The sequence below is a fragment of the Synechococcus sp. MIT S9452 genome, from assembly GCF_047304245.1.
Taxonomy (GTDB): Bacteria; Cyanobacteriota; Cyanobacteriia; order PCC-6307; family Cyanobiaceae; genus RCC307.
This window is the reverse complement of record NZ_CP138956.1, coordinates 463,838-476,446: the sequence shown is the minus strand read 5'-3', so window position 1 is coordinate 476,446 and position 12,609 is coordinate 463,838. Positions and strand designations below refer to the sequence as shown.

Here is a 12,609-nt window from a genome sequence, read left to right as displayed (position 1 = left end):
CAGCTGTTGCCCATGCGCCTGAGCTACTTCCACAGCCCCGATCGCGTTCCTGCCGAAGGCATGGCCGATGCCGCTGTTGCGATCGATGTGCTGCGGGCCACCACAACGATGGCTTGGGCGCTGCACAACGGGGCTGAAGCGATTCAGGCCTTTGCCGATTTGGCTCAACTTGATGCGGCAGCATCGGCCTGGCCGGAGGATCAATCACTGCGCGCTGGTGAGCGCGGCGGCCAAAAGCTGGAGGGGTTTGATCTGGGAAATTCGCCTTTGGCGGTCACACCTGATCGAGTCAGCGGCCGGCGTATTTTTATGAGCACCACCAACGGCACCCGAGCCCTGGATCGTGTGCGCACCGCTCCCATGCTGCTCACGGCTGCCCTGGTGAATCGCCGTGCCGTGGCGCAGCGCCTGCTGCAGCACAGTCCTGAGCAGATCTGGATGGTGGGCAGCGGCTGGGAGGGGGCGTATTCCCTGGAAGACAGCCTGGCGGCTGGTGCGCTGGCGGATGCCCTGCTTGAGGGCAGTGGTGTGAACCTGCTGGAGCTGGCCGGCAACGATGAAACCTGCGCCGCCCATGCCCTCTGGCAGCAATGGAAGGACCAGCCCGAAGCCCTACTCAGGTTGGCGAGCCACGGCCAGCGTTTGCAGCGTTTGGGCGATCACGATGCCGATTTGGCCTGCTGCGCGGCCCTCGACAGCCTCACAGTGGTTCCAAGCCAGGACGAACCGGGTGTTTTGCGGCTGAGCTGATTACAGTCACTAGCGACCGGCTGAACTGTGGTGAAGAGCTTTCTGGCTGCGGCGTTGCAGTGCACGAGCACCCCTGACCCAGAGGCCAATTTTGCCCAGATTGAGGAGCTCATTGATCTGGCGGCCCGTCGCGGGGCTGAGCTGGTCGGCCTGCCCGAAAACTTTGCCTTCTTAGGGGCTGAGCAGAAACGCCTCGAGCTGGCGCCAACCCTGGCCGAGCGGTGCAGCCGCTTTCTGGTCACGATGGCGCGCCGCTACCAAGTAGCGATTCTTGGCGGTGGTTTCCCGGTTCCAGCCGGAGAAGCCGCCACGTTCAACCGCTCCGAGCTGGTGAGCCGCGATGGTCAGGTGCTGGCCACCTACGACAAGATCCACCTCTTCGATGTGGATTTGCCCGACGGCAACACTTACACCGAATCAACCACGATCACCTCTGGTAACGCGTTGCCGCCGGTGGCAGAGCTTCCAGGGCTCTGCCGCGTTGGTCTCTCCATTTGTTACGACGTTCGCTTTCCCGAGCTCTACCGCCATTTGGCGGGAGCCGGTGCTGAGTTGTTAATGGTGCCGGCCGCCTTTACGGCCTACACCGGCAAAGACCATTGGCAGGTGCTGCTGCAAGCCCGCGCCATCGAAAACACCAGCTACGTGCTGGCGCCTGCGCAAACCGGGCTGCACTATGGGCGCCGACAGAGTCACGGCCATGCGCTGGTCATTGATCCCTGGGGCACCGTTCTCGCCGATGCAGGCGTGGGCCCTGGTGTGGCCATCGCCCCGATCGACACCGACCACCTGCAGCGCATTCGCGCCCAGATGCCGAGCCTGCGTCACCGTCGCCCAGCCCTGTTCTGAGCCCGCCCATGTTTGAGGCTCGCCGTTGGGCTTCCAGCCTGATGGCGGGAGTCCTGGCTGCTCAGCTCATCCCTGTGCTTCCGGCCCGCGCCTTCAGCCGTCTTGCGGCTTGGGCCATCACGGCCAACGGCGAACTGCTGCTGCGCACCTCCCCCAACCTCGATCTCGACGCGTTTTTCAAAGACGGCGATAGCCGCTATGGCGACCGCATCTGGATTGATTTCCCTGGCAGCCCCCAGCGGGCGCGCAAGATCCCAGGCAAAGGGGCCGTTCGCGAAATTCGTGTGGGAATGCCCGAGCGCGGTGTGACGCGCTTGGTGATTGAGTTCAAGCGTGGCGTTGAACTCGACCCCTCCAAGCTGCGGTTGATGGGCCTCGACTGGGATAGCTGGCGCATGCGCTTCCCGCTTCAGGACGAGCGCTTTGTGGCCATGGGTGAAGGGGTGCTCGAGCGAGAGGTGGCCTTCCCCAGTGCCCCCACAAGGCCCGGTCGCTCTAGGGCCCCACTGCGAACCCTCACGGTGGCGAGCCTGCCGTGGGTTCGGCGCGGGGCCTACCGAGTGATGCTTGATCCCGGCCATGGGGGCAAAGACCCGGGCGCTATCGGCATCGGTGGTACCCGTGAAAAAGATGTGGTGCTGGATGTTTCGCGCCAGGTGGCCGCTCACCTGCGCCGCAAAGGCGTGGTCGTGAAGATGACGCGCAGCGCTGACACCACAGTGGATTTGCCTCCCCGCGCCCGGCTATCGAACCGTTGGCGCCCTGATGCCTTCGTGAGCATCCACGCCAATGCGATCAGCATGCGGCGGCCGGAGGTCAACGGACTCGAGACGTTCTATTTCCAAAGCTTTCAGGGAAAAAAACTCTCCTCCTTGATTCACGACTCAATCCTGAGGACAGTCAGGCGCAAAGACCGAGGGGTCAAGGAGGCGCGGTTCTACGTGATCCGTCGCACCAACAGCCCAGCGAGCCTTGTGGAGCTCGGTTTCCTTACCGGAACCGCCGATGCTGCCGATCTGGCTGACCCCGCCCACCGCCGTCAGCTGGCACTGGCGATCGCCGTGGGAATCCTCAACTATCTGAGAGTGGCCGGATGACCCTGAGCTCTTCTGCCGATGCCCTGAGCCTCTCGTTGCAGCGCGTGGCGACATCGGAGTTCACCGGCTTGCGGTCTCAGGCTTTGTTGGGCTTGTTCGATAGCGGGCTGGGGGGTCTCACCGTGTTGCGCCGCTTGTTGAGCCAGCGGCCAGGCCAGCGCTGCGTGTATGTGGGAGATACAGCTCGGGTTCCCTACGGCAGTCGCGATCGCGCTGAAATCCGCAGCATTGCCGCTGAGGTGGTGGGTTGGCTGCGTCAGCAGGGAGCTGAAGCCGTGGTGATGGCTTGCAACACCACCAATGCCCTGGCCCTCGATGTAGCCCAGTCCGAAGCCGGGGTGCCGGTGTTGGGTTTGATTGATGCGGTGGCCCGTCAGGTGCAGCAGCAGCGCATTGGCGTGCTCGCCACCGAAGCCACAGCCTCCAGCGGCGCTTATGGGCGCGCCCTGCAGGCGCAGCGCCAAGGTCTAACCATCGTGGAGATGGGTTGCCCTGCCTTTGTGCCGGCTGTGGAGGCCCATCAGCTCGACACACCGGACTTGCGGCGAGCAGCGCAGCGCTATCTCGAACCCCTGCTGGATGCTCGCGTCGAGGCCATTGTTTTGGGCTGCAGCCACTACCCGCTGCTTGAGCCGATGCTGCGCGATCTGCTGCCAACTGGTGTTGAGCTGATTGATCCAGCCCATGCTCTGGTCGATCTCACCCTGTCGCTGTTCCCTGATCAACGGCAGCCCGCCACCGAGCCAGATCTCAGTGCCTGCCGGGTTGTGGCCACCGGAGATCCCGCTGAATTTGCTGCTGGATCAGCCCGCTGGTTGGGCCAGCGGCCACCGGTTGAGCAGATTTCTCTCCAGCCAGAGGGTCACGACCACTAGGATCAGCGCACCAAGGCGGAGCTATGTCGACGGTTGCCCAACTGCTTCAGCCCGTCGAGTCTGACCTCGAGCAGCTCCTCAGCGACTTGCGCGCCCTGATTGGCGCTGGTCATCCCATTCTTCAGGCTGCCGCCGAGCATCTCTTTAGTGCTGGTGGAAAGCGTCTGCGCCCTGGCATCGTCTTGTTGTTGAGCCGGGCCCTTGACCCAGCTGGTGAGCTCAGCCTGCGCCACCGCCGCCTGGCTCAGATCACAGAGATGATCCACACGGCCTCTCTGGTTCACGACGATGTGGTGGATGAGGCCAATACCCGTCGCGGTGTGCCCACGGTTCACAGCCGCTTCAACAGCCGCGTGGCGGTGTTAGCCGGTGATTTCCTGTTCGCCCAATCCAGTTGGCATTTGGCCAATTTGGATGACCTTGAAGTGGTCAAGCTGCTCAGCCGCGTAATCATGGATTTGGCGGAAGGCGAGATTCGTCAGGGTTTGTTCCGCTACGACACCGGTCAGAGCCTCGAGACCTATCTCGAAAAGAGCTACTGGAAAACAGCGTCCTTGATGGCCAACAGCGCCAAAGCCGCAGGCGTGCTCTCCGAGCTCGAGCGCGATCAGCTCAACCAGCTGCACAGTTTTGGTCGTCAGTTGGGTCTGGCTTTTCAGATCGTTGACGACATCCTCGATTTCACTGGCAGTGACGATCAGTTGGGTAAGCCAGCTGCCTCCGACTTGGCGTCAGGAACCCTCACGGCTCCAGTGATCTATGCCATGGAAGAGCACCCCTCCTTGGCGGTGTTGATTGAGCGCGAGTTCAGCGAACCCGACGATCTTGACCAAGCTCTGGACCTTGTGCGTCAAAGCCAGGGCATCCAGCGGGCGAGGGTCTTAGCTGAATCCATGGCCCGGGAGTCCACCACCAACCTCAAGTTCCTGCCGGCCAGTGCTTCGCGCGATGCCTTGATGGACTTGCCTGATTTTGTCTTGAGCCGGCTGTACTAAGCCGCTTTATTGCTGGCGGTAGCGGGGCAGCTCATCGCCAATGGTGAACAGTGGTTTGTTTTTTTTGAACCACAGCCAATCCCGCAAGGGAGGAGTTGTGGCCAGCTCCTGGCGGCTGAGTCCCAACTTCAATTTGTTGCTGGCTGATTCCAGCAAATCGAGCATCGCGTCTGCCGTTGGAGCTTTGGCGAGGGCTGTGTTCCAGCGTTTATCCCCTTCAATCCCGCGCACCAGGGCACTGATCTTTTGTGCTGCTGTGTAGCCGCTGAAATCCAACCAGCGTGTCCCAGGGATGCTGGGAAGGTATCAGAAATTCTCTGGCCAGGAAGTGGAATTTATGGTGATGAAGCATCCGATTGACGGCTGACCAGGATTAGGAGAGCTAAGTCACCAGTTGGATCCGGTCGTGCCGACGCTTGCCCCCTCTTGCATCACGTTGACGGATCAATGGGGGCACCCTCGCTTGATTTGCGAGCTGCCACCACAGATCAAGCCCGAAGAAATCAGCCGGCTTCACCACCAAATCCTGGTGCATTGTCAACAGGAGCTGCAGCGACAAAGTGCAGCCCGTCCGCTGCATTTGTCCTGGCCGCAAGTGGTCAGCTTGCTGGAGCAGCGGATTGGTTGTCTGGTCTAAGACTCAGGCCCTGTGGCGCTTATTTCGAATTGCCTGCTGAGGAAATAGAACGGCCCGACCCTCCTGTTGACAGGGGTATTGCAGAGTGCGCCAGCTGCCGCTGCGTGTACTGACTTCGACACCAATTGGGATTGGTTCTTGTTCTGTATGGCCATGATTCAGCCACCAGGAGGATGCATCACTCCAGGCGGAATCAAAGCTGTCGTAAACATCGTCCAGAACAGGATGGGGATCGCCGTTCAGGCTGGTTAAGCGATACAAGCGCTGGCTGTGCAGATTCAACAAGCCAGCCGACATCGCTCCTAACCAACTCTTATCACTATGGCTGATGTGTTGAAACTTTGACGGGCTTTTATAACTTCTTTGCGTCAACACGCTATTTCATTGCGAATCAACAACTTTTCTGTTCCTAGGTTTATCTCCTGACAAGGGCCCCGCCGTGGTGGCCATGGGCTTGGCCCCAGTTCCGAGTTGCAACCACAGCCACGGCAATGAGCTCAGAAGGGATGTAGCGACTGGCTAGTCGCGCTTCCAGTTCGCCGTTGATCTCGTGGTTGGGGTATTGCATCAGTACAGCCATCACCTCTTTTTGAGGCAGAAGTTCGCGCACCAGTGGCGCTAGTAGCGCACTGGGCATCAAGGCATCGCCGTCGCGCCCCATGCGGTGTTGAACCACATGGGCGAGCTCGTGCTTGATGACATTGAGATAGGAATTTTTTTCTCTTTTCAGATTCTTTTCGCAGAGGGTCACGCTGCCAATGGCAGGGTCAAATCCGCCCATGGAAAGGCGATTGTCTTGGCAAAAAGCGGCATGGCTATTGAGTGGGATACCGCCGAGAACCGCTGCAGCCAGGAGAAGTGGGATATGAATCAATAACCGACCTCCCAATAATTAAGGAGACCTTAAGGGGTCCCTGTTGCGGTTTTGTAATCCGCGCAACAGTTCGCATGGATTTATTTCTTTTTTCTGTGTCTGTTCATGACTGAGCCAAGGGGTTTCGCCTCTGGCACAGCGCAGGGGGACGAATCACCACTAGTACGCTAGAACTAGCGGTGTTTGGGGGTCCGCGCTTGGTTCGCTTTCTGCACACAGCGGACTGGCAGATCGGCAAGCCCTATGCCCGGGTGGTTGATCCAGACCATCGCGCTCGCCTCAAGCAGGTTCGGATTGCGGTGATCCAGCGCTTGGCGGTGCTGGTGCAACAGCAACAGCTGGATTTCGTGTTGGTGGCGGGCGACCTCTTTGATTCGCCAGCACCGGCCCGCTCAGAGGTGGCTCAGGCGTTGAGTGCGATCGGCCAAATCCCCTCTCCTGTTTTGGTCATCCCCGGGAACCACGACCATGGCGGTCCTGGCAGCCTCTGGCATCAGGGCTGGTTTCAGGAGCTCAGTGCTGATGTCGCCCCCAACCTGCAGATCCTGCTCGAGCGGCAACCGGTAGCGGTGGCCGGCGCTGTGGTGTTGCCGTGTCCTCTGATGCGCCAGGCCGCTGTGGACGATCCGCTCAGCTGGCTGCAGCAGCTCAATAGCAGTGACTTGCCCGGCGGTCCCCGGATCGTTTTGGCCCACGGGTCCGTCCAGAGTTTTGCGGCCGTTGATGCCCAGGAGGCCAGCTCCAACCAGCTGTCCCTGGAGCAGCTTCCGCAGGGTCTCTGCGATTACATCGCCTTGGGCGATTGGCACGGTCTCAAGCAAGTCGGCACCAATGCTTGGTACAGCGGTTGCCCCGAGCAGGATCGCTTTCCTCGCAGCAGCGACTACGCCAGTTCCCAGGTTTTGCTGGTGGAACTCGAGCTTGGCGGCTCCCCTTCCGTGAGCATTGAGCCCACGGGCTCCCTGCAGTGGCATCACATCAGCATGCGGTTGCAGGCAGATGCTGATCTGGAGCTGCTGGAGCGGCAGGTTCAACAACGTCTGGGCCAACGCAGTGGCGAAGATCTTCTGCTGCTGGAGCTCGATGGCCAGTTGTCTTTAACCGGTGCCGCTCGGTTGGAGGCTTGGTTGACCTCGCTTTCAAGCCGTCTGTTGCGTTTAAAGCAACGCCTGCGGCTACGAACCTTGCCGAGTGATGCCGAATTGGCGCCTTTATTGGACCGGCCGGGTGATCCGTTGTTTGCTCGGGTGGTGAGCTCGCTGAAACAGCAGAGCCTTCAACACGACAATGCTGAACAATCGCGCTTGGCTGTTTTGGCCTTGCGGGAGTTGCAACTGCTGTCATCCCAGGAGATCTGACCATGCAGTTGCTTCAGATCACCCTTGAGCATGTGCGCCTGCATCGGCAGTTGAGCTTGCAGCTAGCCAGCGGCATCACCGTGCTGGAAGGGGGCAACGAAACGGGCAAGAGCACCTTGGCTGAGGCCATTCATCGGGCGCTGTTTTTGCCGGCGCGCAGTGCCGGTGCTGCCTTGAGCCAGCTCCGCACACGCCCATTTGAGGCTGACCCCACCATCCATCTGCACTTCAGTGCCGGCGGCGACACGTACCAGCTGCGCAAGACGTTTGCAGGGAGTCGGGGCAGTGTCAGCCTCAGTGATGGGGCGGGAACCGTTGTTGAAGGTGAGCTCGCTGAAGAGCGCTTGGCCCAGTTGGTGGGGGCGACAGCCGTTCGTGGCGGCAATCTCGGACGCTTGCGCGAGCGTTGGGCTCACCTCTGGGTGTGGCAAGGACAGGCTGGCGTTGATCCCTTGAGCCTGGCTCCGGCCACGATCGATCAGGAGCGCTTGCTGCAACAGCTTCAGCAACAAGCCCAAACGATCCAATCTGGCTTTGATCAGCAGCTTCAACAGCTGGTTCGCCAGCGCTGGTCCCTTAGTCACACCGATGGGGGACGCGAAGGTCGGGCGGGCTCTGAGCTTGACCGCGCGCTGAAGGCGGAAGCCAAGGCCGCCGAAACCCTCAGCCAACTCGAGCAAGACGAGCAAGCTCAGCAGCAGGCCCAGCGGGAGTTTGCTGAAGCAACAAGTGCCTTAAAGGCCCTTGATGCCCAGTTGCCCTTGCTCAAGCAACGCCAACAGCTCCAGGACCAACAGCAGCGCGCCCAAGAGCAGCTAACGCAATGGCAACCCTCATTGCAGCGCGGCGAGCAAGCAGCTGAACGCCTGCTTCAGCTGCAGCAGACTCTGGCTCCAGCGCAAGGGCGACTCGAGGCGCTGCAACAAGGACTTCCAGCCACCGAGCTCAGCTTTAAAACCGCCAGTGAAGCGTTGGATCAAGCCATCGCCCAGGCGGAAACCTTGCAGCAGTGGATGCGTGTTGTGCAGTTGCAACAGCAGGCTGATCAGCTGCAAGCGCTGGCCACCCGTTGCGCTGAGCTCAAGCAGAGGGCTGAGCAGCTCCCAGCGCTGGAGCCAGCGGATCTGGCGTCTCTGCAAAAGCTCGAGCGCTCCCATCACGATGCGGCCGTTGCCTTGGCGAGCCTCAGCACTGGTCTTGAGCTCACGGCGAGCGATCAGCCCCTGTTGCTCAACGACCAACCACTCGCGGCGGGGGATTCGCTCGATCTCGATCAAGACGCTGAATTGCGCTCGGCTTCCGGTGATTTTGTCTTGCAGATTCGTCCTGGCGGAGCTGGTCGCTTGCAGCAGTTGCGCCAAGCCAAGGCCCAGTTGGAACAGCAGCTTTCCGCAGCTTTGCAGCGTTGGAACCTGCCCGATGTGGAGGCTGCCCAAGCCTGCGAGCGCGAACGCCGCGAGTTGATCGCCGAATGGCGGCAACTCCGCTCCCAGCAAGGAGCCGTTGCTGTCGATCAACTGCGCCAACAGATCGCTGCTTTGCCCGAACCGCCAAAAGATGCCGAGTTAGGCCAACTAAGGGAGCAGCTGGATGCCCTAGTGCCCCAGGGCAAAGCGTTGCGGCAACAGCGCAATCAAGCCGAAGCCGAGCTCACTCAGCAGCGCCAGCAGTTGGAGCAATGGCAAGCCTCCTGCCAGAGCGACTTGCAACACCAAACCCGGGCTCAAACCGTGTTGGACGAATTGCAGCAAAGCCATGGTGGATTGGAGAGCTTTCGCCAGCAGGTGGCCCTGTTGCAGCAGGAGCTCCGGCAGGGGCAGCAGCAACTGCAACAGCTCGATGAGCAACTGCAACATCAGGGTGTGCGGCGTCTTGATGGCTTGAGCGCCGTTGCGGTTCAACAGCAACGTGATCAATGGCTGCAGCAGCGGGCCGCCAGCCGGGCTCTTCTGGAAAGCCAAGGGGAGCGGGGGTTAGAGGAATTGCTGGAGCTGGCCCGGGCTGATCTGGAGGATTGCGCCTCGCAGCGCCAAAGCCTGCAGGATGAAGCTCGGATGCTGAATCTGCTGCTTGAAACCTTTGAGCAGGAGCAGGCCCAGCTCTCGGAGAGCTATAGCGCTCCTTTGGCTGAATCCCTTGAGGCCTATCTGCGTTGTTTCACCAAGGCCCCATCCCGTCTTGGCCTGCGGTTTGATCCGCGCCAAGGCTTCGTGGATCTCGATTGGCAACGGGATTCAGGCGTTGCTTGGGGATTCGAGGATCTCAGCGGCGGAACCCGGGAGCTGTTGGCTGCTGCTGTGCGTTTGGCCATGGCTGAGGTGTTGGCACCGGCCTACGACGGCGTTCTACCGGTGCTCTTCGACGATGCCTTCACCAATGTCGACCCCAGCCGCTGGGCTGCCCTTAACGCCATGTTGCTGCGCGCCCGCGAGCGAGGCGTTCAGGTGTTGCTACTGAGCTGTGATCCGAACTTCAGTGCCGCTATTGCGCCGGATGTTTTGCACCAGCTGCCGCTGCGGATGGCAACGCCAATAGCGCTCCATCAGCGCCGTAGTGCCGCGTAATCGCCAGCCAGCTTCCATTGGCTTGTTGCCATCGCAGTGAACAGTTGCGGCCATCCAGCACCAATTGCACATCCGCTCGCAAGTTCCAGCAGTGGCGATCGCCCTGGCTGTCGATCGAGCAGCGCAATGGATCCTCTGGATCTGCGAGCTGAATACCTCCGCGGGCCTCTTGCACCAATACGAGTGACTGCAGTCCACCGCTGTTGCCCCGCACGATTAAACGCCGGCGCTGCTGGCCCACCGTCAGACACAGTTCATGGTTCCAATTCCAAGGGGTGTAGGGATCCGGACCCAGGCTCCAATGGCCTGCAGGGTCCACCTGCATCGCAGCGGGTAGTTCGCCAAAGCGCATCGTGCGGGTTTGTCCGTTGCTGCAATCGGTGAGCGCAGCAACCACCTGGTCGGCTTCTTCCTCCACTCGCAGCACCGTGTTGAAGCGGGTTTGCTCAACGCCGGCATGATCCAGGCGGATAAACAGTCCATGCCACTCTCCGCTGTTGTGCTCAAGCAGGGCGCGTCGACTCAAGGGAGCAAGGCAGAGGCCTCGAGATCATGGCGCTTACGCAGAGCAAATAACGTGCCGTTCTGCCCGCGGCAAATGCGCAGCTCATCGCTGAGGGCGGTGATATCAAGCCAAGCCGGAAAGCTTTGCTTGATGCTCGCCATCAAATTGGCTCGCCAGCCTGCCAGTTGTGGTCCCAGCAGGCCGCCGCGCCGGAACCGCACCAGAACCCGTTTGGGAGGTTCCAGGGTTAACTCCGCTTCCACAGCCACCCCTGCTGCGGCCAATGGTGGCGGCAATCGCAACAGGTTCATGCCGCGGCCTTGACTCGGCATCAACACCTGCAAATTTTCAAGCCAGGGCTGCACCTGCAGATAGGGCTGACTGGAGCTGCTCCAGCGCAACTCCCAAACCCCCTCGAGTTGCTGCTGTTGCTGAGCATCGATGAGATCAATGCTGGCGGCAGCTTCTAGATCCTTGATCAGGGCATCAAGCCGGTCGCGATTGGGCTTGGCGTCTTGCAGCAGCGCCAGCAACTCGCTTTCCATGCTCAATCTTCGGTGAGGAAGTAGGCCTCGGATTCCAGGGCCTCCAATTGATCATCGAGGCGGGCTTCCTGCTTCTGTTGATCCTGCTTGGCTTCCTCCAACAGGCGTTCCACCAAGGCGAGTTTCTCTTTGGGATCGCGCAACCCCTCCTTGCGTGCCTGCACGTCCACCCGCTGACGCGTGGCAGCAGCGCTGAGGTTGAGGCAGCTGGCTAAACGAGCGCAAGCCGTCAGAAAGTCCCGATCGCGGATCCCAGCCATGGATGCCTCAGAGTTGCTCCATCATCGCTGCGTAAGCGCCAACCCCATCGATGCAGCTGGCACCGCAGCGGCAACCCAGTGCAATGGCGTCAGTGGATGCCATGCCCATGGCCAAACCTGCTGTCACACCGGCTGCAAAACAATCTCCAGCTCCGTAGGTGTCGCCTTGGGGGTCCCCCCGATGAATTGCGGCAAAGCGCCCCCCTGGTTCACTCCAGCCCCCCTGCTCCCCTTCGGTGGCAATCCGCAACGTGGGGGCATGGCTCAGGGATCCCTCTGGCACCTGCTCGCTCGGATCGCGCCCACTGCCGATCAAGGCATCGAGCTGAACGCCCGACTCCTCCAAAACCGATAACCCTGTGCGCGGGGTGGCGGTCAGCACCGCTGCTTGGCGCGCCAGCCGCAGGCCGGCTGCATCAGTGGCTGTGACATACACCCCATCGCAGTGGGCGAGCTCATCCCATGGCAATGGATCGCTCGCGTGCGGGCTCAAGCGCTGCCCCACCACGGTGATGCTGCGTTCACCATCGGCATCGATATAGGTGATGGCCCGGCGGGTGGGCTGATCACGCCACACCACCGACACCTTGAGCCCAAGCGATTGGAGCTGCTCAAGGGCTTGCTCACCGAGGGAATCCCGGCCCAGGGCGGTGATGAAGTGGGCACTGCCCACCAAGCGAGCCAGCTGCACGGCCGCCACCGCTCCGCCACCAGCGGGCTGAGCCAACAGCCCTTCGGCATGCAGGATTTGCCCCGGCTTTGGCAGGTGCGGCACCCGCAGGAATTCCACCCACTCGGTGTGCCCCACCACCGCCAGCTGACTCATGAGACAAAGCGCTTATAGATCCAGCGCACGAAGGGGCCAAGAAGGGGCACCGGACCAAAGGTGGGACCCACGAAATCGAAGTAATCGCGGTGATCATCGATCAACCCTTGCCCATCGAAATGGAGGCGACTCACCCCGGGATAGACAAACTCGATGCCGCGGATTTTCAGGCCCAAGGTCCACTCCACAAAGGCCACATCCCCCTCAATGGCCAGCGCAGCGGGTTTGAGCATCACGTCGTCGCAGCGTTTCACCAACCCTTCTTGGGCATCGAGGTATGCCTTAAGACCCTCCTTCTCTTGGGTGGGGTCAATGAAATGCACCCCCTCGGCGTAGAACTCGCGCCACTGGGCTTCCGTTGGAGCGGGCTGGCCATACGGTTTGTCGAACAATTGCTGAAGTCGTTCGCGGTTGGGCAGCATCACAGCGGTACGGGGCATAGGCCACTGTGCCAAGCGTCCCGCAGCAAGTCCA

15 protein-coding genes are annotated in these 12,609 nt (G+C 60.9%); 7 read left to right on the top strand and 8 right to left on the bottom strand.

Features of this window, described 5'->3' with window-relative positions; genetic code table 11:
* The first annotated feature begins 12 nt into the window (after positions 1-12).
* The 5 genes from SIB46_RS02460 to sds are packed head-to-tail and all read left to right on the top strand — an operon-like array spanning position 13 to position 4,566.
* On the top strand, positions 13-750 hold the full coding sequence (locus SIB46_RS02460) for a 2-phosphosulfolactate phosphatase family protein (RefSeq protein WP_413296970.1): 738 nt from the start codon (positions 13-15) through the stop codon (positions 748-750).
* A gap of 30 nt (positions 751-780) precedes the next feature.
* Positions 781-1,599 carry a carbon-nitrogen hydrolase family protein gene (locus SIB46_RS02455; protein WP_413296969.1) on the top strand — a complete coding sequence of 273 codons (819 nt, stop codon included), beginning with the start codon at positions 781-783 and terminating at the stop codon, positions 1,597-1,599.
* 8 nt (positions 1,600-1,607) lie between these two features.
* A complete protein-coding gene (locus SIB46_RS02450) occupies positions 1,608-2,696 on the top strand; it encodes an N-acetylmuramoyl-L-alanine amidase (RefSeq protein ID WP_413296968.1) in 1,089 nt (362 codons plus the stop codon).
* On the top strand, positions 2,693-3,571 hold the full coding sequence (murI, locus tag SIB46_RS02445; protein ID WP_413296967.1) for a glutamate racemase: 879 nt from the start codon (positions 2,693-2,695) through the stop codon (positions 3,569-3,571). Before SIB46_RS02450 ends, murI begins: the two co-directional genes overlap by 4 nt.
* Positions 3,572-3,594: 23 nt before the next feature.
* On the top strand, positions 3,595-4,566 hold the full coding sequence (sds, locus tag SIB46_RS02440) for a solanesyl diphosphate synthase (protein ID WP_413296966.1): 972 nt from the start codon (positions 3,595-3,597) through the stop codon (positions 4,564-4,566).
* Positions 4,567-4,572: 6 nt separating this feature from the next.
* Here sds and SIB46_RS02435 read toward each other — a convergent pair whose 3' ends face one another.
* The 3 genes from SIB46_RS02435 to SIB46_RS02425 all read right to left on the bottom strand — a co-directional run bounded on the left by SIB46_RS02435 (position 4,573) and on the right by SIB46_RS02425 (position 5,984).
* The gene (locus SIB46_RS02435) at positions 4,573-4,842 is read right to left on the bottom strand and encodes a hypothetical protein (RefSeq protein ID WP_011935577.1); all 270 of its coding nucleotides are present in this window, start codon (positions 4,840-4,842) and stop codon (positions 4,573-4,575) included.
* Between the two features lie 364 nt (positions 4,843-5,206).
* Positions 5,207-5,500 carry a hypothetical protein gene (locus SIB46_RS02430; protein ID WP_413296965.1) on the bottom strand — a complete coding sequence of 98 codons (294 nt, stop codon included), beginning with the start codon at positions 5,498-5,500 and terminating at the stop codon, positions 5,207-5,209.
* 118 nt (positions 5,501-5,618) lie between these two features.
* Positions 5,619-5,984 (bottom strand): hypothetical protein, encoded by a 366-nt coding sequence (locus tag SIB46_RS02425; protein ID WP_413296964.1) that lies wholly within the window; start codon positions 5,982-5,984, stop codon positions 5,619-5,621.
* A gap of 290 nt (positions 5,985-6,274) precedes the next feature.
* Between SIB46_RS02425 and SIB46_RS02420 the strand changes: the two genes are divergently transcribed.
* Positions 6,275-7,435 (top strand): metallophosphoesterase family protein, encoded by a 1,161-nt coding sequence (locus SIB46_RS02420; RefSeq protein WP_413296963.1) that lies wholly within the window; start codon positions 6,275-6,277, stop codon positions 7,433-7,435.
* 2 nt (positions 7,436-7,437) lie between these two features.
* Complete coding sequence (locus tag SIB46_RS02415; protein ID WP_413296962.1) at positions 7,438-9,999, top strand: AAA family ATPase; 2,562 nt, start codon at positions 7,438-7,440, stop codon at positions 9,997-9,999.
* Here the strand turns inward: SIB46_RS02415 and SIB46_RS02410 are convergent.
* Genes SIB46_RS02410 through SIB46_RS02390 form a run of 5 tightly spaced genes read right to left on the bottom strand, consistent with a single transcriptional unit; the run spans position 9,917 to position 12,575 of the window.
* Positions 9,917-10,525, bottom strand: a complete 609-nt coding sequence (locus SIB46_RS02410; protein WP_413296961.1) for a hypothetical protein — start codon at positions 10,523-10,525, stop codon at positions 9,917-9,919. The genes SIB46_RS02415 and SIB46_RS02410 overlap by 83 nt on opposite strands.
* Positions 10,522-11,049, bottom strand: coding sequence for a PAP/fibrillin family protein (locus SIB46_RS02405; protein WP_413296960.1), 528 nt, complete (start codon positions 11,047-11,049; stop codon positions 10,522-10,524). The genes SIB46_RS02410 and SIB46_RS02405 overlap by 4 nt, the downstream gene beginning before the upstream one ends.
* Positions 11,050-11,051: 2 nt before the next feature.
* Positions 11,052-11,309: a hypothetical protein gene (locus SIB46_RS02400; RefSeq protein ID WP_413296959.1), complete on the bottom strand. Its 258-nt coding sequence runs from the start codon at positions 11,307-11,309 to the stop codon at positions 11,052-11,054.
* Positions 11,310-11,316: 7 nt separating this feature from the next.
* Complete coding sequence (locus tag SIB46_RS02395; RefSeq protein ID WP_413296958.1) at positions 11,317-12,135, bottom strand: PfkB family carbohydrate kinase; 819 nt, start codon at positions 12,133-12,135, stop codon at positions 11,317-11,319.
* Positions 12,132-12,575: a nuclear transport factor 2 family protein gene (locus SIB46_RS02390; RefSeq protein WP_413296957.1), complete on the bottom strand. Its 444-nt coding sequence runs from the start codon at positions 12,573-12,575 to the stop codon at positions 12,132-12,134. The genes SIB46_RS02395 and SIB46_RS02390 overlap by 4 nt, the downstream gene beginning before the upstream one ends.
* Positions 12,576-12,609: the final 34 nt, after the last annotated feature.

Bases quoted from the DNA above. Each gene is read 5' to 3' on its own strand.
- sds (WP_413296966.1), top strand. From the start codon at position 3,595: ATGTCGACGGTTGCCCAACTGCTTCAGCCCGTCGAGTCTGACCTCGAG.
- SIB46_RS02425 (WP_413296964.1), bottom strand. From the start codon at position 5,984: ATGGGCGGATTTGACCCTGCCATTGGCAGCGTGACCCTCTGCGAAAAG.
- SIB46_RS02430 (WP_413296965.1), bottom strand. From the start codon at position 5,500: ATGTCGGCTGGCTTGTTGAATCTGCACAGCCAGCGCTTGTATCGCTTA.
- SIB46_RS02395 (WP_413296958.1), bottom strand. From the start codon at position 12,135: ATGAGTCAGCTGGCGGTGGTGGGGCACACCGAGTGGGTGGAATTCCTG.
- SIB46_RS02390 (WP_413296957.1), bottom strand. From the start codon at position 12,575: ATGCCCCGTACCGCTGTGATGCTGCCCAACCGCGAACGACTTCAGCAA.
- SIB46_RS02460 (WP_413296970.1), top strand. From the start codon at position 13: ATGCGCCTGAGCTACTTCCACAGCCCCGATCGCGTTCCTGCCGAAGGC.
- SIB46_RS02415 (WP_413296962.1), top strand. From the start codon at position 7,438: ATGCAGTTGCTTCAGATCACCCTTGAGCATGTGCGCCTGCATCGGCAG.
- SIB46_RS02450 (WP_413296968.1), top strand. From the start codon at position 1,608: ATGTTTGAGGCTCGCCGTTGGGCTTCCAGCCTGATGGCGGGAGTCCTG.
- murI (WP_413296967.1), top strand. From the start codon at position 2,693: ATGACCCTGAGCTCTTCTGCCGATGCCCTGAGCCTCTCGTTGCAGCGC.
- SIB46_RS02405 (WP_413296960.1), bottom strand. From the start codon at position 11,049: ATGGAAAGCGAGTTGCTGGCGCTGCTGCAAGACGCCAAGCCCAATCGC.
- SIB46_RS02400 (WP_413296959.1), bottom strand. From the start codon at position 11,309: ATGGCTGGGATCCGCGATCGGGACTTTCTGACGGCTTGCGCTCGTTTA.